The sequence below is a fragment of the Clostridium felsineum DSM 794 genome, assembly GCF_002006355.2.
In the GTDB taxonomy this organism is placed as follows: Bacteria; Bacillota; Clostridia; order Clostridiales; family Clostridiaceae; genus Clostridium_S; species Clostridium_S felsineum.
Window position 1 is genome coordinate 4,739,736 of the sequence record NZ_CP096980.1, and the last position, 25,740, is coordinate 4,765,475.

23 protein-coding genes are annotated in these 25,740 nt (G+C 29.4%); 6 read left to right on the plus strand and 17 right to left on the minus strand.

Annotation, left to right across the window (positions count from 1 at the left end; genetic code table 11):
- Window positions 1-158: 158 nt before the first annotated feature.
- The 7 genes from CLFE_RS21930 to CLFE_RS21960 all read right to left on the minus strand — a co-directional run bounded on the left by CLFE_RS21930 (window position 159) and on the right by CLFE_RS21960 (window position 10,387).
- A complete protein-coding gene (locus CLFE_RS21930) occupies window positions 159-1,310 on the minus strand; it encodes a restriction endonuclease subunit S (RefSeq protein ID WP_077894487.1) in 1,152 nt (383 codons plus the stop codon).
- 3 nt (window positions 1,311-1,313) lie between these two features.
- Window positions 1,314-2,816: a type I restriction-modification system subunit M gene (locus CLFE_RS21935; protein ID WP_077894488.1), complete on the minus strand. Its 1,503-nt coding sequence runs from the start codon at window positions 2,814-2,816 to the stop codon at window positions 1,314-1,316.
- A gap of 20 nt (window positions 2,817-2,836) precedes the next feature.
- The gene (locus CLFE_RS21940; RefSeq protein ID WP_077894489.1) at window positions 2,837-6,145 is read right to left on the minus strand and encodes a DEAD/DEAH box helicase family protein; all 3,309 of its coding nucleotides are present in this window, start codon (window positions 6,143-6,145) and stop codon (window positions 2,837-2,839) included.
- Between the two features lie 55 nt (window positions 6,146-6,200).
- Window positions 6,201-7,454 carry a 4Fe-4S dicluster domain-containing protein gene (locus tag CLFE_RS21945; protein ID WP_077894490.1) on the minus strand — a complete coding sequence of 418 codons (1,254 nt, stop codon included), beginning with the start codon at window positions 7,452-7,454 and terminating at the stop codon, window positions 6,201-6,203.
- 575 nt (window positions 7,455-8,029) lie between these two features.
- The gene (locus CLFE_RS21950; protein ID WP_077894491.1) at window positions 8,030-8,710 is read right to left on the minus strand and encodes a YczE/YyaS/YitT family protein; all 681 of its coding nucleotides are present in this window, start codon (window positions 8,708-8,710) and stop codon (window positions 8,030-8,032) included.
- Between the two features lie 22 nt (window positions 8,711-8,732).
- Entirely contained in the window at window positions 8,733-9,155 is a 423-nt protein-coding gene (locus CLFE_RS21955) for a MarR family winged helix-turn-helix transcriptional regulator (protein ID WP_077894492.1), read from the minus strand.
- Between the two features lie 176 nt (window positions 9,156-9,331).
- Window positions 9,332-10,387: an NADH:flavin oxidoreductase gene (locus CLFE_RS21960; protein WP_077894493.1), complete on the minus strand. Its 1,056-nt coding sequence runs from the start codon at window positions 10,385-10,387 to the stop codon at window positions 9,332-9,334.
- 127 nt (window positions 10,388-10,514) lie between these two features.
- Between CLFE_RS21960 and CLFE_RS21965 the strand changes: the two genes are divergently transcribed.
- Window positions 10,515-10,853, plus strand: coding sequence for a winged helix-turn-helix transcriptional regulator (locus CLFE_RS21965; protein WP_077894494.1), 339 nt, complete (start codon window positions 10,515-10,517; stop codon window positions 10,851-10,853).
- A 27-nt stretch (window positions 10,854-10,880) separates the two neighbouring features.
- The gene (locus CLFE_RS21970; protein ID WP_077894495.1) at window positions 10,881-11,519 is read left to right on the plus strand and encodes a TetR/AcrR family transcriptional regulator; all 639 of its coding nucleotides are present in this window, start codon (window positions 10,881-10,883) and stop codon (window positions 11,517-11,519) included.
- An 18-nt stretch (window positions 11,520-11,537) separates the two neighbouring features.
- On the opposite strand, the gene CLFE_RS21975 is transcribed toward CLFE_RS21970, so the two are convergent.
- Complete coding sequence (locus tag CLFE_RS21975) at window positions 11,538-12,170, minus strand: MBL fold metallo-hydrolase (protein ID WP_077894496.1); 633 nt, start codon at window positions 12,168-12,170, stop codon at window positions 11,538-11,540.
- A 374-nt stretch (window positions 12,171-12,544) separates the two neighbouring features.
- Here CLFE_RS21975 and CLFE_RS21980 point away from each other — a divergent pair, with 374 nt between their 5' ends.
- Window positions 12,545-14,557: a glycosyltransferase family 39 protein gene (locus CLFE_RS21980; RefSeq protein ID WP_077894497.1), complete on the plus strand. Its 2,013-nt coding sequence runs from the start codon at window positions 12,545-12,547 to the stop codon at window positions 14,555-14,557.
- A 201-nt stretch (window positions 14,558-14,758) separates the two neighbouring features.
- Entirely contained in the window at window positions 14,759-15,250 is a 492-nt protein-coding gene (locus tag CLFE_RS21985; RefSeq protein ID WP_077894498.1) for a hypothetical protein, read from the plus strand.
- An 83-nt stretch (window positions 15,251-15,333) separates the two neighbouring features.
- Here the strand turns inward: CLFE_RS21985 and CLFE_RS21990 are convergent, their stop codons facing one another.
- The 5 genes from CLFE_RS21990 to CLFE_RS22010 all read right to left on the minus strand — a co-directional run bounded on the left by CLFE_RS21990 (window position 15,334) and on the right by CLFE_RS22010 (window position 22,086).
- Entirely contained in the window at window positions 15,334-16,623 is a 1,290-nt protein-coding gene (locus CLFE_RS21990; protein ID WP_077894499.1) for an erythromycin esterase family protein, read from the minus strand.
- A gap of 168 nt (window positions 16,624-16,791) precedes the next feature.
- The gene (locus tag CLFE_RS21995) at window positions 16,792-19,317 is read right to left on the minus strand and encodes an ABC transporter permease (RefSeq protein WP_077894500.1); all 2,526 of its coding nucleotides are present in this window, start codon (window positions 19,315-19,317) and stop codon (window positions 16,792-16,794) included.
- Window positions 19,314-20,000, minus strand: coding sequence for an ABC transporter ATP-binding protein (locus tag CLFE_RS22000; protein WP_077894501.1), 687 nt, complete (start codon window positions 19,998-20,000; stop codon window positions 19,314-19,316). Before CLFE_RS22000 ends, CLFE_RS21995 begins: the two co-directional genes overlap by 4 nt.
- Before the next feature lie 134 nt (window positions 20,001-20,134).
- Window positions 20,135-21,217, minus strand: coding sequence for a dipeptide epimerase (locus CLFE_RS22005; RefSeq protein WP_077894502.1), 1,083 nt, complete (start codon window positions 21,215-21,217; stop codon window positions 20,135-20,137).
- Window positions 21,218-21,234: 17 nt separating this feature from the next.
- Complete coding sequence (locus tag CLFE_RS22010) at window positions 21,235-22,086, minus strand: MurR/RpiR family transcriptional regulator (RefSeq protein ID WP_077894503.1); 852 nt, start codon at window positions 22,084-22,086, stop codon at window positions 21,235-21,237.
- 186 nt (window positions 22,087-22,272) lie between these two features.
- On the opposite strand from CLFE_RS22010, the gene CLFE_RS22015 reads away from it, so the two are divergent.
- Entirely contained in the window at window positions 22,273-23,061 is a 789-nt protein-coding gene (locus tag CLFE_RS22015) for a serine hydrolase (RefSeq protein WP_077894504.1), read from the plus strand.
- A gap of 111 nt (window positions 23,062-23,172) precedes the next feature.
- Window positions 23,173-23,898, plus strand: a complete 726-nt coding sequence (nagB, locus tag CLFE_RS22020) for a glucosamine-6-phosphate deaminase (RefSeq protein ID WP_077894505.1) — start codon at window positions 23,173-23,175, stop codon at window positions 23,896-23,898.
- A gap of 396 nt (window positions 23,899-24,294) precedes the next feature.
- Here the strand turns inward: nagB and CLFE_RS22025 are convergent, their stop codons facing one another.
- The 4 genes from CLFE_RS22025 to CLFE_RS22035 form a co-directional block, all read right to left on the minus strand.
- Entirely contained in the window at window positions 24,295-24,576 is a 282-nt protein-coding gene (locus CLFE_RS22025) for a hypothetical protein (protein ID WP_077851019.1), read from the minus strand.
- Between the two features lie 9 nt (window positions 24,577-24,585).
- Window positions 24,586-24,774 carry a hypothetical protein gene (locus tag CLFE_RS22030; protein WP_207651405.1) on the minus strand — a complete coding sequence of 63 codons (189 nt, stop codon included), beginning with the start codon at window positions 24,772-24,774 and terminating at the stop codon, window positions 24,586-24,588.
- The gene (locus CLFE_RS24335) at window positions 24,771-24,905 is read right to left on the minus strand and encodes a hypothetical protein (protein WP_284738946.1); all 135 of its coding nucleotides are present in this window, start codon (window positions 24,903-24,905) and stop codon (window positions 24,771-24,773) included. The genes CLFE_RS22030 and CLFE_RS24335 overlap by 4 nt, the downstream gene beginning before the upstream one ends.
- A 105-nt stretch (window positions 24,906-25,010) precedes the next feature.
- Window positions 25,011-25,649 (minus strand): hypothetical protein, encoded by a 639-nt coding sequence (locus CLFE_RS22035; RefSeq protein ID WP_077894507.1) that lies wholly within the window; start codon window positions 25,647-25,649, stop codon window positions 25,011-25,013.
- Window positions 25,650-25,740 lie beyond the last annotated feature (91 nt).

Here is a 25,740-nt window from a genome sequence, read left to right on the forward strand (position 1 = left end):
ATTAAGTTTTAGTTTTTAGAAAATTAGTGATAAAAATTTTTCTCTACTACATAGTTAAATAATTCGTATTGTTGAGGTTATTAAATAATGAATAGTTAAATCATATCTAAAGCAATGCTACTGTATATAATTTAACTATTCACTGCTCTCACTTTTAACTACTCCCCAAACAATTCTCCCTTAAAAGCTCTCTGCATCAATGAATTAAAGTTATTCTCCATTTCTTCTAAGCTTTTCTGAATTTCAAATTTCAATTTGTCGATTTGATTAACGAAAGCTGCAAATTTGTTTTGGAGTTCTATTGGAGGATTAAAAATCTTAAATTTTTTAATCTCTACTAAATGTAAATCTGGGACTCCTATTCCTTTTACTTGCCTATCTGCTTGCCTTTTAACATCAGTACTTCTCATAGCTTCCTTTATATAAATAGGATTTACGATTTCCTTCTTCAACTTTAGCAAAGCTACACTAACATATAAGCTAAATTCTTTATCAGTATCTACTACTGCTGGAATTCCATAAGTTGCTCCAACTTTAGTATATAATACATCTCCTTTCTCAGGTTTGCATCTTTTTGCATAATTCTTATGAGCTTCTTCTGAGATATATTTACAATCATCAAATATCAAATTTCCACTATTAATATCTTTTACTGAAATAAATGGCACCCCTTCTGATATGTACTCTGGTTTAGAATGAACACCATCTGTAATTTTATCTGTAAGTTCTTCTAATCTAACAATTTTAAAATTATTCTGATTAATATTTAAATCCCCAAACATCTCGATAAATCTCGATTTAACTAATTCATCTAAAGCTTCTATTTGAGCTTTTCTTTTATCTATTAATTCTTGAGCTTTATCTAAGACTTGAGATATTCTTTTTTGCACTCCAAACTCTTCTGGTATGAATATTGGCATATTTTCTATTACTGATTTATTAATAGCTTTAAATGTACTTCCAGTAGCTTGTTCCTCAAATCTTTGTTTTATATTTGTAAGATAGTAATATACATATTTATAATCTATTTCATCTTTACATCGAATTGCTGATAATCCTCTTCCTATGCAACATTTTATATTTGATATATTCACATCTCCAACTGGTGCTCTTACAGATATTAATATATCATTTTTATCTGCTAATTTTGTAGGTCTTGAACAATACATTCTAATTGCAGGATTTATTTTGCCAAAATCTGCTTTCCCTTGAAAAAAAGGTATTCCTTCTGAATTTTCATTATATGTCTCAGAACTTGGTGACTGCCCCATTATTATTTCTGCTATTTCTGAAAATTTTTTCAAATTCATAATTTATCCCTCAATCATTCTTTCCAATTCATCTAATCCTTCAACTATTTCCTTTTCAAGTTTCTTAACTTTACTCAATATAACCCCCGGCTCCTCATACACAACTTCCTCATACTCAATCACCTTATACTTATTTATCGACAAATCATAATCATTACCCACTATCTCTTCCTTATTAACCCAGAACCACTTATCTTCCTTAGCTGGCTCCAAAGTATTATCTTTCTTTACAGCTCTCCACTTTTCAATAATATCTGGAATATCACCATCATTTTCAAGCTTATTTCTCTTATCATCTAGAGAATATCCGTCGCTTTGCATATCGTAGAACCAAACCTTATTTGTTTCTCCACCCTTTGTAAATAAAAGCACTGCTGTTGATACTCCTGCGTATGGTTTAAAAACTCCTGAAGGCATGGAAATTACACCTTCTAATGCATTTTCTTCAACTAAATCTTTTCTTATTTCCTTGTGAGCCTTTGTTGAACCGAATAAAACACCATCTGGAACTATGACTGCACATCTTCCTCCTAAATCTAGAATTCTATTTATAAGCTTCATAAATAAAAGTTCTGTTTTAGTAGTTTTAGCTCCCTTTACCAAAGTAGGGTTTATATCGCCTGCATCTATACTGCCTTTAAAAGGTGGATTTGCAAGTACTAAGGTATACTTATTTTCCTCGTCATATGCCTTAGACATAGAGTCACTTTGTTTTACATTTGGATTGTCTAAGCTGTGAAGCATTAAATTCATTGAAGCTATTCTAACCATTGAGGCATCAAAATCAAAGCCATGAAACATCTCTGTTCTAAAATTCTCCCATTCATCATCACGCATCATGTCTCCAATTTTATTGTGAAGATGTCCTTCTTCGTCGGTAAATACACTTTCTGGTCTTGTATATTTTTCAAGTATATACTCTAATGAACTAACCAAGAAACCCGCGGTACCACAGGCTGGGTCGCATATTTTGTCTTCGGTTGTTGGATCCATAAGCTCAACCATCATTCTTATAATGTGCCTTGGAGTTCTAAACTGACCATTTACTCCTGAGGTTGCAAGCTTTGATAAAAGATACTCATACAAATCACCCTTTGTATCCGAATCATCCATGTTTATTCCATCAATAAGTCTAACGGATTCTTGAAGAAGAGATGCTTTAGGTATCATAAATACAGCATCCTTCATTTCGGCTGTAAAGCTTGAGTCCTCGCCTCCCATGTTCTTTATAAATGGAAAAACCTCTTGTGATACTATATCAAACATATCATTTACATCTAAATGTTTAAATTCACTCCACTTCATTATTTCTTTTGGTAAAATAGAAGTATACTTCTTTCCTATTCTATTTGCTCTTTTTTCATTAGAGTTATCTATATCATCTAACCTCTTTATGAATAAAAGATACGATATTTGCTCAATTACTGTTAAAGGATTTGATATACCACCTGACCAAAAATTATTCCACAACTTATCTATTTTACTCTTTATATCTGCACTTAACATTTCTTTTGTTTCCTCCTAATTTAAGATATAACACTTACTCTAAATGGTGCTATTAAATCAAAAACCTCATCTGCCATTCTTCCAAATATTCCATCTACCCCGTTTGGATTAAAGGAAGTGTATGGTGCTGAAAATAATGCTGCAAAAGATATACCTTTATTCTTTGCAATATCATTCTTTATTATTTCTAAGGTTTTAATTTGAGTTGCATTCATTTTATTGTGATGCTTTTGAACAAATTCTTCAAATCTTTTATTAAGTTCAATTTCATCTATTCCAATGAACTTTCTAATTATACCAACTATATCTTCTTTGTCTATATCCGTTTTGGATGATAATTCATCTATGCTGTAAACAAAATTATCACTAAACATTGAGTAAATACCCTCAAGTTCAGTTTCAGAAAGTTTTTCACCTTTTCTAATTTTATGAATTACTATTTGATCCTTTAATTTTTCTTCAATCGCCGACTTAACTCTTTTTTCATAGGGTTCCATATTAGAACCATATAAAACAGAACCAGCACTAACTTCCTTTAATGATTCACCAGTATCCCTTATATCAAATACTATGAAAGTCGTTGCAATATCTCCCTTAAATTTCATCAAATCTCTCAAATCTATTCTTATTTGTTCAAGCTTTTCATAGCTTAAGTTTTGCCAGCCTGATGGTTTAAGTAAAGACTTTACAAGTTCCCTTTTTCCGTCAAATTGATTTATATTTGTCTTAAGTCTTGCTAGCTTTTCCATTGTGAAATTAATTTCTTTAGCTTGTCCATCCTTATTATCTTTTTCAAGGTTTTCAAGTATTCTATAAATGGAGTTATCAAATAAAATAGCGTCTAAATTTTCTTTTGCCTCAATCCACTGCGTTAAAGGTGCTATTTCGAGCTTCAATTTTTTAATAAAATCCTCACTTAAATGATTCCAGTAATCTTCATTTTTAGCCTGTTCTATTTTCTTTCTATTTTTCTTTATTTCTATACTCTCTTGTGGAAGACAATCAATATCATTTTTTAACTTTTCTATGAATTCACTACATATACTATCTTTATTTTTCTTTTTATATATTTCTAAAAACCTACACATAATTTCAAATCTAACTTGAATAGATGTTTTTTGATGTTTAGGAACAAATCCCTTTGGCTTCATCTCAAAAAATTGGAAGTTTTTATAACAATCAAAAATAACAAACTCCTTTTTATCCATTCCATCACCAAATAAATTCTCACATCTCCTAGTGCCTCTCCCTATCATCTGCCAGAACTTAACTTTAGAGTAGATAGGTTTTGCAAAGACTAAATTAACAATCTCTGGTACATCTATTCCTGTATCTAGTAAGTCTACTGATATAGCTATTCTTGGATAATCATTATACTTAAACTTTTCTATAAGCTTGTCTTTTTCCTTGATTCCAGAATATATTACAGTTGTTAATTTTCCCTTGTATTGAGGATACATTGCATTGAACAAGGAATCTAACAGATTGGCGTGACTTTTATTTTTAGCAAATATAATTGTTTTTCCTAAGTAATCACCAACCTTAATTCCATTTTCCATTAACATCTTTAATATGTATCTATTAGTAGCTTTATTGGTTATCTTCTTTTCAAGTTCATCCTTATTAAACTCAATTTGACTTCCATCATAGCCCTCATCATCCACTTGCTGTTTTTGTTCCTCTGTCATTTGACTATACTTTATTCCTCTTCTTAAAAAATCAGTACTCGTATCCAGTACTCGTGGTTCTATAAGATAAGGTGGGACATGGTTCCAAGCATCGTCTACTGAAAAATTAAAAGTAGGATCCTCATTATCACAGTTAAATAGATCGAAGGTATTTCTTTCTATAAAGTCAACCGGGGTAGCTGTAAGTCCTATAATGTGAGTGTCAAAGTACTCCAATATATCCCTATATGTTCTGTAAATACTTCTATGCGATTCATCACATATTATAAGGTCAAAAAATCCAACACTAAACTTGCTATAATGGTTAATCATAGTTTGATAAGTAGCAAAATATATTGTAGATTCTCTATCATCTGAATTTTTTCCAGTAAATCTACAAGCTATTTGTTCTGGCATAAAAGTCTTAAAGCTGTTTTTGTCTTCTTTAGCCTGCCTTACAAGCTCATCCCTATCAGCCAAAAAAAGCACTCTTTTAGCCCAATTTGCTTCAAGCATTCCTTTAGTTAAAGCAATAACCGTTCTAGTTTTTCCTGTTCCTGTTGCCATTACTAAAAGCGCTTTTCTATAGCCGCTTTCATACTTCTCGTATACTCTTTTAATACCCTCTATTTGATAAGGCCTACCTGCAATATTTTTGTCTATTTCAATTTTGTTCAAATCTTTGCTATATTTATGTTTAAAAAATAGTTCTTCTAAATCCTCTAAAGTATAAAATCCCCAAATTTGTCTTGGTTCACTGTATTTATCATCCCACATATATATTTCATATCCATTAGTATAAAATACTATTGGACGAATTTTGTAATCTCTCTCAATAGTATTTGCATATTCTACTGCTTGGTCTCTTCCTATTATTGGATCAACAGAAGATTTTTTAGCCTCCACAACTGCAACTGGTTTACCTTTTTTATTGAATAAAACATAATCCGCAAAACCATTTTTACCTGTTTTTTTGTGGTCTTTTAAAGGAAACTCTAATTTAACTAACTCCTTATTATTAATATCCCAGCCAGCTTCTTTTAACATTACATCTATAAGTCTTTTTCTAGTTTCCGCCTCATTAATATTTAATAAACTTTCAACCTCTGTTTCAAACTTTTTATCTTCTTTAGATTCTAAACCTGTTTTTATTTGCTTTTTAAAATTATCCAATTCTTCATTATGTTTATTCTTAATTTCATTCTTTTCTTTAGCATAATCTTCAATATTATATTCTGGTGTTTTAACTGTACTTGATTTAGGAATTTTATATATTAATGGCTTTATGGATGTGTCTTTTGTAACTTTAATATAAAACCATGCAGAAATCTTATACATAGAAATCAAACATTCTTTTGCATCTTCTTTACTATCATAATTTTCATGATTAGCTTTATTTCCTAAACGCCTTACTATATCAAACAAATCTGGTATATAACTATTTATTCTTGTTTTTCTTAAAAGTTTTATTTTTTCATCTTGACTTAAAAATTTATTAGTTTCAATTTTTAATCCTTTTAATAAATAATCTATAATTTGTTCTCCAAACATTCTCATCTTCAGCATAGTAGCATTACTATCTATATTAAAATAATTCTCTGCCTGTGTACCTAGTTTTGCTAAAGATGGCCACTTTTTATTTAAAAACATAAAGTTACTCATAAAATCCCCTCTTCTCCCAAGTATAAACATAATTTCATTATACTATCTTGAAATACTATTTTCCACTCAATAGCTTATCTAAATACACTGACTTCAACTGCTTACTTGCCATAGCCTTTTTAACTGGCGATAGCTTTAAAATAGCGGATAAAACTGCAGCCATAGCCCTGTGACTAAAAAGTGCCTTGTTATCAAAAATAAGTTCTTGAAGTTTACCCTTTTCAATGGCTTGAAGCACAATTCTATGTGTTGTATTTGCAGGGGTTATTATCTTATTTCCTCTATTTTTAAGGTATATTGCCTTTTTAGGACAGTTTCTAACGCAAACTCCACAACCAAGACATATATCTTCGTCATTTTTAGCCTTGTGCGTTACAGGATCAACCTTCATAGCATCTATAGGACATGCTTTTGAACATTTTCCACAGCCAACGCAACTTTCCTCAATAACTTTTGGTATAAATGGTGTGGTTTGAATAGGCATTAAATATCCAAAATTCTTAATAGCCTGCATACCTTCACAACAACAACCACAGCAATTACATAAAAATACAGAACCACTTCTAACATTCTCACCACATTGAACTAAGTTGTAATCATAAGCCATATTTAATATATCTAAAGCTTCTGCCGCTTCTATAGCTCTACCATAACCATGTTTACTCAAAGTATAAGCACTATTTCCAAAAGTCATACAAGTTTCCATAGGTGCATAACAATCCTTTCCTAGATGATGCATCTTATGCCTACAAAAGCACATACTTACTGTAATAAACCTAGCTTCTTTAATCATATTACTAGCTCTATCATATTCCATTATCTCAAGCTCATTTTGTCTTGAAAGAATTCCTTCTTGCACAAAAACCTTTCCAAACCTAGTTTCAGTACCTAAAAACAAATCTTTAATAAAATCTTCTTCCACATTTAAATACTGGAAGTAAAGCTCTGATAAGGTCTTCTGGTCAATATCCTCTCGTGTCCGCATAAGAGAAAATTCAAAAAATCCAATCATTGGTGGTGGAAGACAATATTCCTTTTTGTCATCATAGTCTATATCCATAAGAATTGCCTTCGAAGCTAATTTTTGAAGTATATTTTCCGTTTTAACTTCATCCATCTTCCAAATTGTACTAGCAACCTTTACAGTAAAAGGTTTTATAGGAAGCATTGCTACTAATTCTGCTTCCTTTTCAGAAAAAAGCATACTTAATATTTTATACAGTGTTTTTGATGGCGGTGCACCTTGTGGAAATCTATTAATTCTTTCCTCTAATCTTTTGTAAGCTTCTTTGTTTGAAATATGCGACATAATTATATCCTCTCTTTAAATAAAAAAATATATTTTAATTATATCATTTACGTATATAAAAAAATAATCTGGTTATCATATATGGTGTTGAAGGATTTAAAGTTGTTGAGCGAAGAGTAATTAGGGTTCTAAAGAGAGCTCGAAGTTATTCGACCTGCGATATGTATAGGATCAAAAACAAATCTAATTACTATTTTTAGTAGTTATATTATATATGTGGTTTTATACATGTTAATGGACGATTATTACAAGTGTCCATCAAGCTTAATATAGGTTAAACTATATATGGGTTCTAAGATATTTATAATAGTCAAGCAAAGATTTTTTAATGTGCCGTATGTTTTACGTGGCATTGTACCACTATTACTAAAGGTTATATTAATTGAAATATTAATATAGTTTTTAAGGTATGTTAATAGGTCGAATGAAGATTTATAAGTGTAATGAGATGCTTAAATAAAATTATAAAAGGGTTATTTGGGTGTGTAACTATGTTTATGAGTCGTAATGAGATGACTTTAAGTTCTAAACAATAGTGGCTGTTATACTTTTAAGTGTAACAGCCACTTACTATTTTATGAAGCGATTTCTTCTTCTTCATCTTCTTCTTTATCCACAAGTATTTTTGTATTTATGAAACCTAATATTTTAGTTAAGAATTTAGCAATCATTCCTACAATTAAAGCAGCAACAACTGTACCTTCTCTAACACCTGCAACTCTTCTAAACATTATTAGTGAAATTATAATAGATAAAACCACCAATGTTACATCAAAACAAACTTTAGTTGGTCCAAACTCTTTTTTTAATTTAGTTGAAATTGCACTTACAAATGCCTCTCCTGAAAGCATAACCACGTTTGCAATTACTTCTATACTAACTCCTAGTGCAAGAATACAGCAACCTATCAATAAAAATACAACCTTTAAAAAATATGTTGTTGGATTTAAAATTGAAAGAAGTGACATGGTAAAATCAATAAAATACCCAAAAAGAAGTGAAATAGGTATTTGCATCAACTGAATCTTTTTAAAATCCTTCTTTAAAAAGATTATTTGTCCTACTATTAAAAACATATTCAATATAAAAGTAAAAGTCCCCATTGTAAGTGGAAATCCCATGCTAAGGGTATATGGCACACTCGAAATCGGTGATGTTCCCAGCTGTGCCTTTGTAATAAAACTAACGCCCAGGGCGTTTACAAATAATCCTATAAGAAAAAAAATATATCTTTTGAATAATTCCTTTTTTGACATATGCTATAAAGTCCTCTCCTATCTACTTTTCTTCTGTTATGTTAGTATAAATTCTAAAAAACTTTTCAATAAAATCCCTTTTTTCTTCTTCTGAAAAACCATCAAGGGCTTTTTCTTCAAGCATGTTAAACACAAAGCTAACCTTATCTAAAGCTTTTCTTCCCTTTTCAGTAAGAAATACATAAAGAGAACGCCTGTTACCATTGAGCATTCTTCTCTCAATTAAACCTTCTCTCTCCATTCGCATTAAAAGACTAGTCACTGTAGAGGTCTCTATTTCACAAGCTACAGCAATATCCTTTTGCACGCACCCATCATTGTATTTTAAATAATCAAGTACTTTAGGTTGTCCTTGTGTAAGAGTTGTATCACTTAAATTAGAAAATACCTGCTTAAAAAAAGCTGACTGTGTGCTTAATAATAAATTATGTAATGTTTTTCTCATAATTCCTTCCTTTCTTATTAATTATTTCATTTGCAATTATTTCAATTCTAATTATTAGAATTGAAACTATTTCTAGTTTAATATATTTTATCTTGAATTGTCAATAAAAAAATAAGACAGGAGAACTATAAATTAAACTTATAGCTTGCCTATCTTATTTTTATAATTTAAATCTTTTAAGCTTTATTTCTTTCAAATACAACTCTTCCCGGACAGACTTTTGATTGAGCAAACCATGCACAACTTTTGCAATTCAAACACTTTCCGGTATCTTTGCCTGCCTTCGCATCATTGGCCCAATTAGGGTTTATAAGTGTTCCTCTAGCTATATCCACAAGATCAACTTTTGTTTTTTCTAATATTTCTTCTGCTAAATCAGCTGAGTTTATTCTATCAACTGCAAATACTGGAACAGACACATGTTTTTTTATTTCTTCAGCTGCATACACTGCATTAGAGTATTTATAGTCTTTCTTCACATTAATATCCATTTCATTTAAAAATCCATAAGAAACATCTAGAAAATCTATGCCCTTCTCTTCAAATATTTTTGCATACTTTATTCCATCTTCTATTGTTGGTTCAAAGCCTCCTAAACGAATTCCAACAATAAATTCCTTTGGCACTATTTTTCTTATTTCTTGTAATATTTCTAGCACAAAAATTTCTGGATTTTTACCATATTCATCTGTTCTCTTATTTACTCTATTGTTTAAAAATTGTGATATTAAATAGCCATGACATCCATGAAGTTCTATACCATCGTATCCCGCTTCATAAGCTCTTCTTGCAGCTTCAATATAATCCTTTTGTATTTTTTTTATATCATCTTTAGTCATCTCACGTCCAATAACAGTTCTTCCAATGCCTTCATATTTATAAGGACTTGGGCATATTGGTTCTTCGGATATTCCAACAACACCAGCATGATGTATTTGAACAAATATAGGACATCCTTCTTCGTGAACTGCATTAACTATATTTTTAAGTCCTTCAATTTGGTCATCTTTCCATATTCCAAGCTGCTTTTTTGCTAAAAGTCCATCTTCATTAATACAGGTAGCTTCTTGAATTATTAAACCTGCTCCACCTTTAGCTAATTCTTTATATCTTTCTACATTTGCAGTTGTTACATACCCCTCTTCTGCTAGTGGTACTACCATTGGTGGAATACAAATGCGATTTTTTATCTTTAAGTTTTTAATGTTAAATTCCGTAAATAAATTTTTCAAAAATATCACTCCTTAATTAACCTTTCATTTACACTTAACCTCATATATGGTATGTTAATATTATATTTTATTAAGAAACATATTATCAAGTACGCACATTTTTGTGCCTTAGTTTTGGAGGATTATAATGAGCGAAAATCAAAAAGAAAAAAACTGCCCATCTCATGAAATTTGCCCTTTAATTCATACCTTTGATGTTATAGGTGGAAAGTGGAGGATACCAATTATATGGCAGCTATATATAAATAAAAACATGCGTTACAATGAACTAAAACGAAGTTTACCTGAAATAACAAATATAATGTTAACTCGTTCTCTTCAAGCTTTAGAAAATTATGGTCTTGTAAAGAGAGTTGAATATAACATAATACCACCTCATGTGGAGTACTCCTTAACTGATTTATGTAATGATTTACTCCCTGGTCTTGTAATTATGAATGAGTGGAGTAAAAAAATGTTATCATAAATTCAATAAATATTTAGGAGGATTTTAATGCAGTCAATATCTAGAAAAGAAAGAGAACGAAAAGCGAGAGAACAAGATATATTAAATGCCGCGGAAAAAGTATTTAATAAAAAATCTTACACTGATACTTCAATGGAGGAAATTGCAAGAGAATGTGACTTTAGTAGAAAAACCTTATATCAGTATTTTAAAGATAAAGAAAGCTTATGTTATGCTGTCATTACTAGAGGTCTTGAAAGACTTTTAACCTACCTTGAAATGGAAGAAAAAAATGGCAGTACAGGCTTTCAAAAGCTACATAACTTATCTATTGGTTACTATAAATTTTATAAAGCTTATCCTAGTACTCTTAGTCTTATGAACCATGTTGGCTCAATAAAATTAAATAAAGAAAACACTACTGCTAGTGAAAGTTTTGTTAAAAGTACAAATAAAATAGCCTCAAAAATTGCCAATATTATTGATGAAGGAAAAAAAGATGGCAGCATACGCACGGATATTGATACCATGAAATTAGCTGTATCTTCCGAATTTTTAATAACCAGCTTTTTTAATATGCTTTCTATCTCTGGTAAAACGTTTATGAATCATTTTTCACTTGATGAAGAAGCTTTCATAAGTTTTACTCTTACACTTTTAAATGACGCTATTCGTAAAAATAATTAATATAAGAGATTTATAATGTTAAGCGCTATAAATCTCTTGCCACCTGTCCTCTCTTTTTATAGGCTTTCCATGTGCTGGACACACCCATTTAAACGGTACATCAGCTATATTTTTAATAGACTCCATAAGTTTTATTTCATCCCAATTCATGTTAGGATACGGCCCTATTTTTTCATCTTTAACCTTTACTAAATCCCCCACAAATAGCACGTCCTTATAAAGAGCACAAACATGCCCCGGTGTATGTCCTGGTGTAGCTATTACTTTTATATCTTTAATTTTTATACCTTTATTATATGGGATTATATTTTCTGGCTTCTTAACTCTAAATATAAATGAAAAAAGCCTTTTTATACCTGGTCTCATTTTATCCCCTATTATATATGGAATATCCTCACTGGAAGCCCACAACTTTGCTTTCGTTAACTTTTGAAGCATTGCTGCATTGCCTACATGGTCTAAATCATGATGGGTTAATAATATATTTTTTATCTCTTCTGCTTTTACATTCATAGACTGAAGTTCCTTCAATATAGCTTCTCCCTGCCACATTTGTCCTGTATCAATAAGAATATTTTCCTCTCCCTTTATTAAATATGAATAAGACCCTCTAGTACTATCTAATGCATAAACTTCATCAGTTACCTTCATTTAAATACCCTCCCAAATCCATTTTTATGTTACACTTTGTAACTCAAGTATACGCTCTGTATACTAACTTTGTCAATGATTTCCTATTATTTACACATTATTAATAAATTCGAAACCTAATTTACACTTTTACCAAGTAATATTAAAATATAATTTTTGTATTAATAAACTTTCATACTATTTTATAAACAATTTACAATTATATACCGATTTTATTACGGCATATATAGAAAGGTGGAATAGATGGAAAGCAATTATAATTAAATATCACATGACCAATATATCTTATTAAATTTAATTAATATTGATATGTTTTATAGGCGTAAAACTAATTACATTAGAAATACTCAATAATCTTAGTGAGGTGAAATTAATTGAATAAAAAAATAGAACTGACACGAGAAAATATTTTTCTTTCTCTTATTCTTCTGCTATCAGCAGTATTAAATTTTGCAAACATTGGTATAGAAGGCTATGCCAACACTTTTTACGCTGCTGGTGTTAAAAGTATGCTTATGAACTTTAAAAATTTCTTTTTTGCATCCTTTGACCCTTCTGGCTTTGTAACCATTGATAAACCACCATTAGGCTTTTGGATACAAACAATATTCGCAAAAATATTTGGTTTTAGTGGCTGGAGCATAATTCTACCACAAGCTATTGCCGGTGTACTTTCAGTTTTTCTTTTATACCATCTTGTTAAAAGATCCTTTGGCAAAACTGCTGGTCTTATCGCTGCACTATGTCTTGCTACTACCCCTATATTTGTAGCTGCAAGTAGAAATAATACTATCGACAACTTACTTGTTTTAGCATTAGTTTTGTCTTGTTTTCCTCTTTTTAAAGCCGCTGAAAATGGAAAGCTAAAATATCTTTTATTGAGTTTAGTCCTTGTTGGTATAGGCTTTAATATAAAAATGGTTGAGGCCTACATGATAGCACCAGCTATATATATAACCTATTTTCTTTCTGCCGCTCTGCCCTTTAAGAAGAAATTTCAACATCTTGTTTTAGGTACTGTGGTTCTTTTAGTGGTGTCCTTATCCTGGGCTGTTGTTACGGATTTAGTACCTACAAAAGATAGACCTTATATAGGAAGTAGTACTGATAATTCTGTTATACAACTTATAGTAGGTCATAATGGACTACAAAGAGTAGGCGTAAATGTAAATAGTATAGGCAGAAGAACCCCAAAACATAATTCTTATAAAAATAAATTTAGCACCAATAATATGAGAGCTTGGAACCCACCTAAAGGCTTTAATGATAAATTCGCTAAACGTAATATGGGTAATCAAATTTCAAAGGCTGGCATAACAAGATTGTTTTCTAAAAATAATATGTCTGATCAAATATCTTGGCTTTTACCTTTTGCCTTAATAGGCTTTGTTGTTGCAGCAATTCAGGAGAAATTAAAACTACCATTTGATAACAAAAGAAAGCTAGCCTTATTATTTTGGTTCACTTGGCTGTTACCTGAGTTTATATATTTCAGTTTTTCAAAAAGTGTAACCCACACTTACTACATGACTACAATGGCACCCCCTATAGCTGCTTTAACTGGAATTGGCCTTGTTAGTATGTGTCGTGAATTTAAAAAAGAAGGTATAAAAAAATGGATACTACCAGCTTCACTTATTGTAAATTCACTTATTGAAATTTTGATGCTTTCTTATAATTCTAGCTCCTCAAACGGATATAAAATGGTTATGCTTTTAACTGGAGTACTCGGAATTGCAGCATCAATAATTTTGATTTTACTTAGAAATAATTCTTTAAAAGACAATAATTTATCTTTAAGTAAAAATGTAATTGCTATTGCCTTTGCAGGGATTTTAATAGCTCCAACAGTTTGGTCTATAAGTCCTATGTTCCATAAAATGAACGGAAGTAGTCCTTCTGCCGGTTTAGAGCTTTTTAAAGATGGGCGTATTAGTAACTCAATAAACTATGCAAGTTCTACTAATTCTTCTAAATTAATAAAATTTTTGGATGCTCATGATACAAATGAAAAGTATTTTGTTGAAGTTCCTTCTGCTATGACCTATGGTTCTGATCTGATACTTAACTCAGGAAAACCAGTATTAACTCTAGGTGGCTTTAGTGGATCTGATCCTATACTTACTTTAGATCAATTCAAAAAATTAGTTAATGATGGTGATATTAGATATGCTATGGCAAGCACTAACTCTAGAGGAGGAATGGGCTTTGGTGGCGGCAGAAACTCTAATACTGCAATTATGGATTGGATTAAAACTCACGGAAAAATTGTTCCCTCTTCAGAGTGGATGAGTTCAGGAAAGAATTCTAAAAAACTCAGTTCTAATAGTCGAGAAGGTGCAATTAGATTATATGATTTAAAAGCGGAGAGTACTGCTCTTAAATAGAATTTAAATTTAGAAAAATAACTATACATGCTCCCTTACAATGATAGAATAAAAATATGTTTATAATAAATGGAACTATTATTATATCTTTTCAATAAAAGCTTAATCAGTTTTTCTTATAATTTGACTTAATACTTAACCAAGTGTAACATTTATACCAAATTGTATTATTATAACATATACGAACAGGATGTGCTTTAATTGAAAAGATATTCAAAATGCTTAGCGCTTATATTCATAGTTTGCTTAGCAATATTTATAAAGTTTATTTATGTTAACTCTCCTGAAAAAGCTATGTTTTTTTATGACAAAATAAATAATTATAGTAACAATAAAATATTAAAAAAGACAACCCTAAATCAAAATTCAAAATTATTTATTTTGATGAACAAACAAACTATATACATTTATATTATAAATAAAAATAGCTTAAATCATTGCAAAGTAACTAATATGGTTGGTGTTAATGATATATATAATCAAAAGAACAATAGTTGTGCAGTAACTACTTTAAATTATAATAGAAATATAAAATACAGCTTCATTTATTGGGGAGTAACCAATTTCACTAACATAAAAAAAATAACTATAAATAATGAAAAATGCAAAGTAGAGAAATTCAAACCGAATCTATATGTATGGTATCATTTCAGTAATAAGAATAACGGTTTAAATTTAAAAATCATAAACTAAATTAAAATGAGGGAATATAGTAGACTTGTGTAATTAACCCTACTATATTCCCTTAATATGTTTAACGGCATATCTTTTATTTACTAATCTCCACTAATACTATACACACTTGCTGCTGGAGAGTTTTTTATAATCACAATATATTTAAAATAATCTGTAGTGCTTCCCTTTAATCCTTTATATTTCATAAAATACATTGACTTATTAAAAGGAGACTTGTCCCCATCTAGTTTAAATATATTAATATCTGATTTTACATAATTACTTACAGCTTTATCATCGATTAGATACTTTACTTTTTCAGAAAAATACGGTGGTTTTGATGCCATATCTTGCGAATTTTTATAATAATATTCTATGGATAATACCTTACCCTTTACAGGAGACCCATTACCATTTAAATACATTGCAAGTCTTGGATCCTCTTTCTTATAAACTTCATCACTAAAACTACTTTGATAAACATGCTCTCCTCCGAATTGCCCAAAGTACTTTCCTTTTGGCAACTGTGCATGCAATATTTTAAAATTATTATAAATACACAGCTCTCTCTTTTTCTCAAATTTTTTAAATTGTGTTGAATTTGCTGAATTTGAAAAACTCGAATATGCATCAAAAGCATTAATCATATTATTTACAATAAATTCAAAATCGAAATAGTTATTTCCTAAATACTCTTCATAACACTTTTTACTTTTTTTCATATCTTTTTGAAGCTTTAAAACATTATTTTTCAAATCAGTATTATAAATAACATCTTTGTTGGTGATACTTTCATTTTTAGCTTGCTTTTTAATTTCATCAATGTCTGTTGCTATTTCATCTGGTGCTTTATCCTTAACTTCTATAATAGAATCTAAATACCTTATTGATGTAGGAATTTGATGCTCAATATCAATTCCTACAACTTTTATTTTCTTATCTTTTTCACGTGTTAAATTATAGTTTCTCAACTTAACTAAAAAATTATAAAAATCATCGCTATAGGAAGCTGTCTCTTTGAAATCCTTAAATATGTTGCTTAAATTTTCTTTGTTGCCTGACTCAAGATAAGCATTAATATAACAGGTCTCACTATAAGAATATTCCATTAAAACATAATTTACATTATAATTTTTATTTAAATATTCAATCAAATTGTTTTCCAATTTGTAATTATATTTAATTGCATGTCCTTCACCACATAAAATTACATCATTATTTTTCACATCACTATCGAGTATTTTAAAATCTTTAGAATTACTATCAATACTCTCATGATTTTTATCTAAATATGTATCCATTTCTCTACTAGAAGCATACCTACTATATCCTAAAATAGAAGCTATTAATACACCTATCAAAAAAAACGAAAATATCATTTTTTTATTCATATCTACCATCCTTTCGATTAGCATTTTACATTATATTTCACTATATGTAAATTATATTTTAAATTTGTTAACAATTCTACAATATTGATACGGTTCCATTTAAACCTAAAAGGTACTGCATTAACAATTTATTCAATATGTTAATGCAGTACCTTTTTTATCCTCTAACTACTCTATCCTAAACACATCACTGTGCTCTTCAATTTTCATATTTTGAGTAACAAATAAAGCAGAACTAATTGCTATAATTAAAGTTATTAAAATCATACTAAAAATTATAATAATATTAGGCTTATAGTTAAAGTATAACACTTTATTCATTATAAAAGAGCTTATTACTTCTTCCATTAACTCCGCCAAAACTCCAGAAATGAAACCGACTATGATTCCTTCCAATATTACAATTTTTCTTATATCCTTATTTTTAGCACCTACTACTTTTAAAATAAGAAACTCTTTTATTCTTTCATAATTAATAACTATAAGTATGTTGGATATTAAACATATTGCTGCAAATATACTTACAAAACAAATTACAACCACAGCAAAAACTAACTTTTGAAGGTAGTCCTTTAATTGATTTAGCTCCTCTGATATACTAAAAACCTCAGCATTCTTTAACCTTTTACTAAGATAAAAAATAAAATTCTTCTTATCCTTTAAAGGTTCTTTTACTAAATACTCAAGATTACTTTCCTCATCATTTAGTAAGTTATTATCTTTCATAACCTTTAAACTCATATATAAGTTCTTACCACCAGTAATAATGTTCTTTTTCATTATACCAATGACCCTTAATTTTAAAATTTTATTACCTACCTTGAACTTGATTTCATCATTCACATTAATACCCATGCCTGAAAATTCATTGCCTAGAACTACAGAATTACTATTTTTATCACTTCCATTTAAGCCCCTACCCTCTACAACTTCATATTTCATAACATTGCTACTTAAGTCAATTCCGTAAGCACTTAAATTACTAAATGTATCTATATATTCCCTTCCCATACCTCCACTAATATTAATATCCTTTAAAATATCCTCAAAACTTCTATTGTTATCACTTAATATTTTTGCTGTAGCTACTGCTCTTTTTACACCTTCTAATTTATCTTGCTTTAATACTTCCTTTATTTCATTTTCATCTTTATAGGCACTTTCAATAATAAAATTATAGCCATTATTATTAATTACATATTGATTCATTATGCTTGGAATAACTCCATAACATAAGTTAGCTATAACACCACATAAAATCATTACAGTAGTTAGTGCTGTACACTCCATCGCAAACTTCAACTTCTGTCTTTTTAAATTTCTAATTGAAAGTAAAAGATACTTGTTCTTATTCCCTTTGATCTTCACAACTAAATTGATTATAAAATAATTTACTGCCAAAATAATTGATATAAATAAAATAATAAGAAAAACATAAGTGCAACTCATAGACAGTGATTTTATATACAATGCAAAGCTTACTATAATAAGCACACAAGTTTTTAAAAACGGGCTAGACAAATTCCTCTTAAATTCAATTCCGCTTTTTCTTTCACGAAGTATATCGGTAGGATTAACTTTTTGGCTTATTTCTATAGCAAATAAAGTAAATATAATGGTTTCTGCAATAATAAATAAAATAGTCTCAATGATCTTAAAACCAGACGCTGAAATTATGGATATAAGATTAAGCTTTCCCACTATGGATTTTTGTGTAATTCCTATTATAATAAAACTTATTATTATTCCAATTATACTACCTAAAGTACTTATTATAAAAGTTTCGTATAAAGTAAGTTTCTTTAATAAATCTTCACTCATACCATAAATATTTAAAATAATATAGTCCTTTTTTCTTTTTAAGTTAAGCAAAATAACTGTAGTAGCTATGCTAACTCCACTTATTAATATAACAATTATTTCAAGTATATTTAGCACCTTATTTTCACTGTCTAAGGTTTGTTTATTGTGCTCTATTACATCCTTATAAGTGTTTATTTCGCAATCATTTTTAAAGACTTTACTAATTTTATTCTGTACATCCTCTAGCTTGTATTTATCATTTACCTTAATAAGTACATTAGATGTCAAAGCCCCTTCTTCCTTATTAATTAAATTTTTATTTATTGTAATTACTCCTACAATACCTTCATCACTCACATTAGAATTAACAATATCCGATATCTTTAATTTTAAATTTCTCTCTTTACCTTTAATTTGAAGGGATATAATGCTTCCTTTTCTTAAATTAAACTTATTCGCTACCTGACTACTTATAACAGCACAATTATTTTTAAGCTTTGTCCTATAATTATAACTAGAATCTGCTATAGGATAGCTACTAGGATCCACAAATTTTAAAAATATTGTACCAGAAACCCCACTAAGTGCTAGATTATTTTGAATTTTATATATTGTTGTATAGTTAATATATCCTTTAGCTTTGAGTGTATTTAATTCTTTGAATTGATTATTTGTAAGACTCCCCTGAAGTAAATTAATATTAATATCTCCATCATTGGAATTAACTGCATTATTATTTATGTAGGTATTATTAAGAGATAACATAAGCTCTATCGATAATAATATGGCCACTGATATGGCAATGGCAATAATGCTTAAAAACATTTGAAATTTATTCTTTTTCCAAGTACTAAAATTATAAACTTTAAATAATTGTTTTGTATTTATCATATTTCCTCCGCACTTTTTAAAGTCCCATCCTGCATGTACAATATTCTATCTGCTCTCTCTGCAACTTTTCTATCATGAGTTATCATTATAATAGTCATATTGTATTTTTCCCTGAATTTATCAAAGATATCTAAAACAACTTTGCCATTTTTACTGTCTAATGCTCCTGTCGGCTCATCTGCCAGTAAAATTTTAGGTTCTCCTGCTAGTGCCCTTGCTATAGCAATCCTTTGTTGTTCCCCTCCGGATAATTGATTAGGCAAAGATTTCTTTTTATCCTTTAATCCCACAATATCTATTAGTTCATTAACTTTACTTTTAGCATCAATTCCCTTTTTAGAAAAAAATAAAGGTATTTCAACATTTTCCTCTGCATTTAAAGTTGAAATTAAATTAAAGGATTGAAATACTATACCTATATTTTCATTTCTAAATTCGGTTAATTTGTTTTGATTTAGTTTCTTTATATCCACGTAATTAATCATGATTTTTCCTTTGCTTGCCTTGTCTATACAAGCTAATATACCTAGCAGCGTGCTTTTACCACTTCCACTAGGACCCATTATAGCCACATATTCTCCTCTTTCCACTTTAAAATTTATATCTTTTAAAATTTCAATTTTTTCATTCTCTAATCCTACAGATTTACAGATATTTTCTGCTTGTATTATATAATCTGGCATATGCTCACCCTTTCCTTACTAGATGTTATCTACATTATGATGCATAATTACATATATGTAAATAGTTGTATATCTATTGTGCTAATTTTGAGTATAATATTAGAAGGGCAGTAATTTAACCACCCTTCTAATAATCATTTTAAATTATTTATTCCTTTAATCCCTAGTCCATACCCTTCTGTTAATGCTATATTGCTATTATCATAGCTTGCCCCACCTAAAACGTCATCTCTACTACAAAGTACAGGACCGTCTAAATCAATTTTTGTTATTACACTTTTAGCTGCTGCTAAATGAACTGCGGCTGTAACACTAACTTTACCCTCAAGCATACACCCTAGCATACACTCCATTCCATAAACTTCAGCTAAGGAACATACCTTAAGTGCATTATGTATTCCCCCTGTTTTCATAAGCTTTATATTTATTAAATCAGCTGCTCTCATTTCCATAACCTTTGCTGCATCCTTAGGAGAAAATACACTCTCATCTGCCATAACAGGAATACTAACATTATCAGTTACCAGCTTTAAACCTTCTAAATCCCATGCCTTAACAGGCTGTTCTACTAGCTCTACTCTTAAACCTTCCTCGTAAAGCTCATTTAAAGTTCTTATAGCTTCTTTAGGTTGCCAGCCTTGATTGGCATCTATTCTTAGGTTTACCTCATAACCAACCGCCTTCCTTATTGCCCTCATTCTGTCCATATCAAGTCTTGAATCCTTACCAACTTTTATTTTTAAAGTTTTATATCCAAGCTTTATAGCCTCTATACTATCTCTAGCCATTTCCTCTGGCGAATTTACGCTTATTGTAATATCAGTTTTGAGCTTCTTTCTAAAGCCTCCTAAAAGTTTGTACAAAGGTGCTTTATATGCCTGTCCGTATAAATCATAAAGTGCAATATCAACGGCGGCTTTGGCACTGGTATTTCCTACTATTGAGTTGTCCAACTTTATAAAAATAGCTTCAAGATTTTCAATGTCCATACCTACTATACTCTTTTTTATGTAATTTTCTATTGCACCTTTTATAGACTCTGTTGTATCACCTGTAACTAATGCTGTTGAAGCCGCACTTCCAAAGCCCACACTTCCTGTATCTGTTACTATTTTTACTATTACGTCATCTACACTATTTACGCTTCTCACTGCTGTCTTAAATGGCTTTTTTAATGGTACAGATAAATGTCCTATGACTATATCTTTAATTACCATAATACTACACTTCCTATCTACTTAATTCTCTTTCCCTTTGTTGACTTCCTTGTGTTTTCAAGAAACGTCTTAACATCTTTTAACATACGACCTGCAACAGAGGTAAAGAGTATATCTATAACATTTAACTGAGCTATTCTTGAGGACATAGCACCACTCCTAAAGGTGATTTCTGGAGATAAAACAAATAAGTTTATATCACACAAATCACTTATAGAATTACTTCCAAACTTAGTTATACTTATAGTAGTTGCACCAGCTTCTTTTGCCACTTTAATGGATTCAAAGGTATCTCTAGTTTCTCCTGAATAGGAAATTGCAACAGCTACATCTCCTTTTCTAAGATTAGAAGCACATTCCACTTGAAGATGGGTATCTGAAGTGGCTCTTACATTTTTATTTATTCTCATAAACTTTTGAAATGCATCTAACGCTACTATATAAGAAGCTCCTATGCCATAAAAATCAATCCTATCTGCCTTTGAAATTACATTTACCGCGGTTTCGATCTCTTTAGCGGATAGCACCTCCATAGTATTATCTATAGACTTTTTGTTATTGTAGCTTATATTTTTTATTATAGTATCTAAATCATCCTTTGGATTTATATCCGTATACCTACTATCGCCCTCAACCTTTGATGCAGTATCCTTAGCTATCATTATTCTGAATTCTTTATAACCCTTGTAATTTAAAATTTTGCAAAGCCTGACTACTGCTGATTGTGAAGAGCCACTTTTATCTGCAAGATCCTTTATGGATAAATCTGAAATTTCCTTAGGCTTATTTAAAATATATTCTGCTATTTTCTTTTCTGATGGATTTAAATCATTGATTATTTCTCGTATACGAATTAAACTTCCGTACATTAACTTATCCTCACTTTTTAAAATTATTTTTCAGTAAAATTGTACTATAAATGAAATATTTTTTCAACATACTTAAAAAAGCTTACCTCCTTAATTTTTATCCTTATACACTATACTTGAAATTATATCCATTTTATGATAATTTTTATGTAAAGGCTTTTATAAAAAATAAAGTAGGTGATAAATTTGTACGATCTTAAAGCTTTAGATAATGCTATTAAAAATATTCTAGCTTTACGCTGTGAAGACATTTCATTGGTTTTTTTAGATTTGAATAACACTTCAAACTATATATATATTAATGAAAATAAAATATTTCCTTCTGCCAGCACTATAAAAGTACTAATACTAGCAGAAGCCTTAAATGAAGTTCTTAATGGGAAGCTTTCTTTAGATGCACCAATTGAAGTAAAAACCTCAGATAAAGTACCTTACAGTATATTAACCTCCCTTACTAATAATAAATACCCTCTTATAGATCTTTTAACTCTCATGATTATATCCAGTGACAATACTGCTTCAAACATTTTAATAGACCTTTTAACAATGGATTCTATAAACAACTATGGACAAAGCATCGGTTTAAAAAATACTTCTTTAAAAAGAAAAATGATGGATTCTAAAGCTGTACAAAGAGGAATGGACAACCTAACCAGTGCCTTTGATATGTTAACTTTATTTAAAAAAATATATAATCATGAGCTTCTAAATCCTAAAATGTGTAATTTAATACTAAAAATTTTAGGTGCTAATACTGATCAGGAGGTTCTTTTAAGATATTTAGAGGCGGATATACGCTGTGCACACAAAACTGGTGACCTTTCCAATTTAAATCATGACATTGGGGTATTTAAAACAAAAACCTCAGAATATATACTAGGAGTATTTGTTCGAAATGCTGATTTTAATTATGTGGCTAAAGACCTTATAGGTAAGGTTTCTAAAATAGTTTATGATTTTTTAACTTGTATTTAAAAAAGTGAAGGTATGAAAGCTATAATTAATGGGAAAATAATTATTGAAAAGGTAAGTATATCAATTGATAAAATTTCAATGTAAAAACCATAATTATAGGAGGTAAAATATTTGAAAATAGTAACTGTTGATGATTATAGTGAGATGAGCAAATTTGCTGCTAAAATAGTTGCAAGCCAAGTAATCTTAAAGGATAACAGTGTCCTTGGTTTAGCAACTGGCGACACACCTCTTCAGATGTATAGAGAACTTATAAATTTATATAATGAAGAGGAACTAGACTTTTCAAAAATAACTACTTTTAATCTTGATGAATATTACGGTATTTCAGAAGATAACCCTCACAGTTATCACTACTACATGAAGAATAATTTTTTTAAATTTATAAACATAGCTGATTCTAATATAAACATACTTGATGGAAAGACTAAAAATATTGAGGACGAATGTAAAGCCTATGACAATAAAATAGCAGCTGCTGGTGGCATTGACCTTCAAGTTTTGGGCATTGGAGTAAATGGTCATATAGGCTTCAACGAGCCGGATGTGAACTTTGAAGCAGAAACTCATTTAGTAAAATTAGATAAAAAAACTGTAGAATCCAATGCAAGATTTTTTGCATCAAAAGAAGATGTACCCATTTCTGCTTTAAGTATGGGAATAAAAACAATAATGCAATCTAGAAAAATACTATTACTGGCAAGTGGTCCTAAAAAAGCTGAGGCAGTTTTTAAAATGCTTAAGGAAAAAATATCTCCAGAGCTTCCCGCTTCAATACTTCAACTTCATAATGATACTACTGTAATTGTTGATAAGGCTGCAAGTAGTATGTTGTAGCTTTATCATGGTGTATTTCCTTATTTATCTATGACCAACCTTATTTCTTGCTGAATCAACCTACATTCTACACGAAAGTTCTCTTAAGGATTATTACATGAAAAAACGTAATACTGGTAAGCATCATTTAACTGTTATTGGTACTTTAGCTCATAAACTTACTAACATTATTTTTACTATTATTAGACCTTTTATTGTAGTTAAAGTAATTGAAAATTTTTTATTATTTAATGTCCTAATTGTATTGTAAATTCAAACGATTACACTAAACTAATGTTTTTATAATTCTGTTATACCTCTTTAAAAAATCTATTTTATGAGATGAATTTCTTCCTAAAATCACTTTTTAATAAAAGTAAATAATAATTTTTCTTTCAAGCAACTTCATACTTATTATTATAAATCTTTAAGCACTTCATCACCAGATACTACTTTATTAAACTCAGCGGAATCAAATAACACAATTCCCACATTTATCTTTCCTGCAATTGATGTTGGTATATCAACTTTTTTCACCTTAAAATTCAACTCATTTGTTGAACTTTTGACTATTATATTTTTTCCAGTAATATCAAGACTATATAAAGGAAATTTGTTATCAACTCCTCCAATAATAATACATCCTCTTTTTTCATCTTTAATGGTTAAGCCTACATTCATTATTTTTTTATAAACCATAAAATGCTCCTATCTTTCAAGAATATCTAGTGAATTTCTAACATCATTTATCTTTAAATTTCCATTTTTCAATCGATTGACAGCATCCCGTAAAAGGGTATACCTTTCACTTGAAGTTAAATTTGACGTAAATCTTGCTACCCTAATGCTAGCCTGCGCCTCATCTAATGCAGTATTATATTCATTTCTAACTGTCACATTATTGATGTATTTGTACTGTTTACCTCATCTATAACAAATATCTTATCCTCAGGGAAACCTAATTTTTTTGAATACTTTTTCTCCTTGAGTTTTAGATCCAGTTTTATCTCCTGTAAGCCAATCTTCAAAATTATCAAAATATCTTCACTTTTTTACATATTTATTAATAACTGATAAAAAACAACGAATCTGCTTACTTAATTTTCAGCTGATTCATTATTTTAAAATTATCCTTATTTATTGAAATACTCATATACTATTCTATCTAGTTTTTCATTTCCTTTTTCAGTCTCCGCTAAATATTCGATAAAAAATTCATTTATACAATGACTTTTAAAGTGACTTAAATATAAAAATTCTGTTTCCATGTTTTTATTAAGAGTCCATTCACTAAATTGCTTTTGGCATAGCTTAATAACATTTTCTATAAAACAATCATCATTGGTTTCCAATAACATTTTTAGTATAAAGTCTCTTTCATCTTCTTTATCTCTTTTTATTATTTCGTACATCTCTTGTTTACCCATCTCTGACATATATATATCTTTTTTAGCATTCCCAAAATCTTCTATAGAAGAACCTGCTTCATCATATAACATTGACCAAAATTTATTATAAGAGATAAACTTATGAGTAAATCTATACGTATTCTCTGATATATTTTTTTCAATATAATTAGTATTTTTATTTGAAATTATCTCAAAATACTTTGATTCATATGGAATTACACTGCCATAATCATCTTCAATCTTAAACATATAGTATTGTTTTTCTCCAACACTTATTGTAACCTCACCTTCATATACTGTATATACTTTGTTTATTGTTATATTAGGTAACTTATTGCTATTATTTATACATTTTATTCTCATTATTTCACCTCATTTTAGTAGGAATAAAATTTTTATCTAAATCTATAATCCAAAATAGATCTTTTGGATTCGATCTCAAATTTTTAGGTTT

What these genes read in the sequence shown, in the direction of transcription:
- CLFE_RS21975 (WP_077894496.1), bottom strand. Translation starts at nt 12,170, where the DNA reads ATGAAGGTAACTGATGAAGTTTATGCATTAGATAGTACTAGAGGGTCT.
- CLFE_RS21945 (WP_077894490.1), bottom strand. Translation starts at nt 7,454, where the DNA reads ATGTCGCATATTTCAAACAAAGAAGCTTACAAAAGATTAGAGGAAAGA.
- CLFE_RS21990 (WP_077894499.1), bottom strand. Translation starts at nt 16,623, where the DNA reads ATGAATAAAAAAATGATATTTTCGTTTTTTTTGATAGGTGTATTAATA.
- CLFE_RS21935 (WP_077894488.1), bottom strand. Translation starts at nt 2,816, where the DNA reads ATGTTAAGTGCAGATATAAAGAGTAAAATAGATAAGTTGTGGAATAAT.
- CLFE_RS22035 (WP_077894507.1), bottom strand. Translation starts at nt 25,649, where the DNA reads ATGAGAATAAAATGTATAAATAATAGCAATAAGTTACCTAATATAACA.
- CLFE_RS22010 (WP_077894503.1), bottom strand. Translation starts at nt 22,086, where the DNA reads ATGTACGGAAGTTTAATTCGTATACGAGAAATAATCAATGATTTAAAT.
- CLFE_RS21970 (WP_077894495.1), top strand. Translation starts at nt 10,881, where the DNA reads ATGCAGTCAATATCTAGAAAAGAAAGAGAACGAAAAGCGAGAGAACAA.
- CLFE_RS21955 (WP_077894492.1), bottom strand. Translation starts at nt 9,155, where the DNA reads ATGAGAAAAACATTACATAATTTATTATTAAGCACACAGTCAGCTTTT.
- CLFE_RS22025 (WP_077851019.1), bottom strand. Translation starts at nt 24,576, where the DNA reads ATGGTTTATAAAAAAATAATGAATGTAGGCTTAACCATTAAAGATGAA.
- CLFE_RS21950 (WP_077894491.1), bottom strand. Translation starts at nt 8,710, where the DNA reads ATGTCAAAAAAGGAATTATTCAAAAGATATATTTTTTTTCTTATAGGA.
- CLFE_RS22000 (WP_077894501.1), bottom strand. Translation starts at nt 20,000, where the DNA reads ATGCCAGATTATATAATACAAGCAGAAAATATCTGTAAATCTGTAGGA.
- CLFE_RS21995 (WP_077894500.1), bottom strand. Translation starts at nt 19,317, where the DNA reads ATGATAAATACAAAACAATTATTTAAAGTTTATAATTTTAGTACTTGG.
- CLFE_RS21965 (WP_077894494.1), top strand. Translation starts at nt 10,515, where the DNA reads ATGAGCGAAAATCAAAAAGAAAAAAACTGCCCATCTCATGAAATTTGC.
- CLFE_RS22005 (WP_077894502.1), bottom strand. Translation starts at nt 21,217, where the DNA reads ATGGTAATTAAAGATATAGTCATAGGACATTTATCTGTACCATTAAAA.
- CLFE_RS21940 (WP_077894489.1), bottom strand. Translation starts at nt 6,145, where the DNA reads ATGAGTAACTTTATGTTTTTAAATAAAAAGTGGCCATCTTTAGCAAAA.
- CLFE_RS21930 (WP_077894487.1), bottom strand. Translation starts at nt 1,310, where the DNA reads ATGAATTTGAAAAAATTTTCAGAAATAGCAGAAATAATAATGGGGCAG.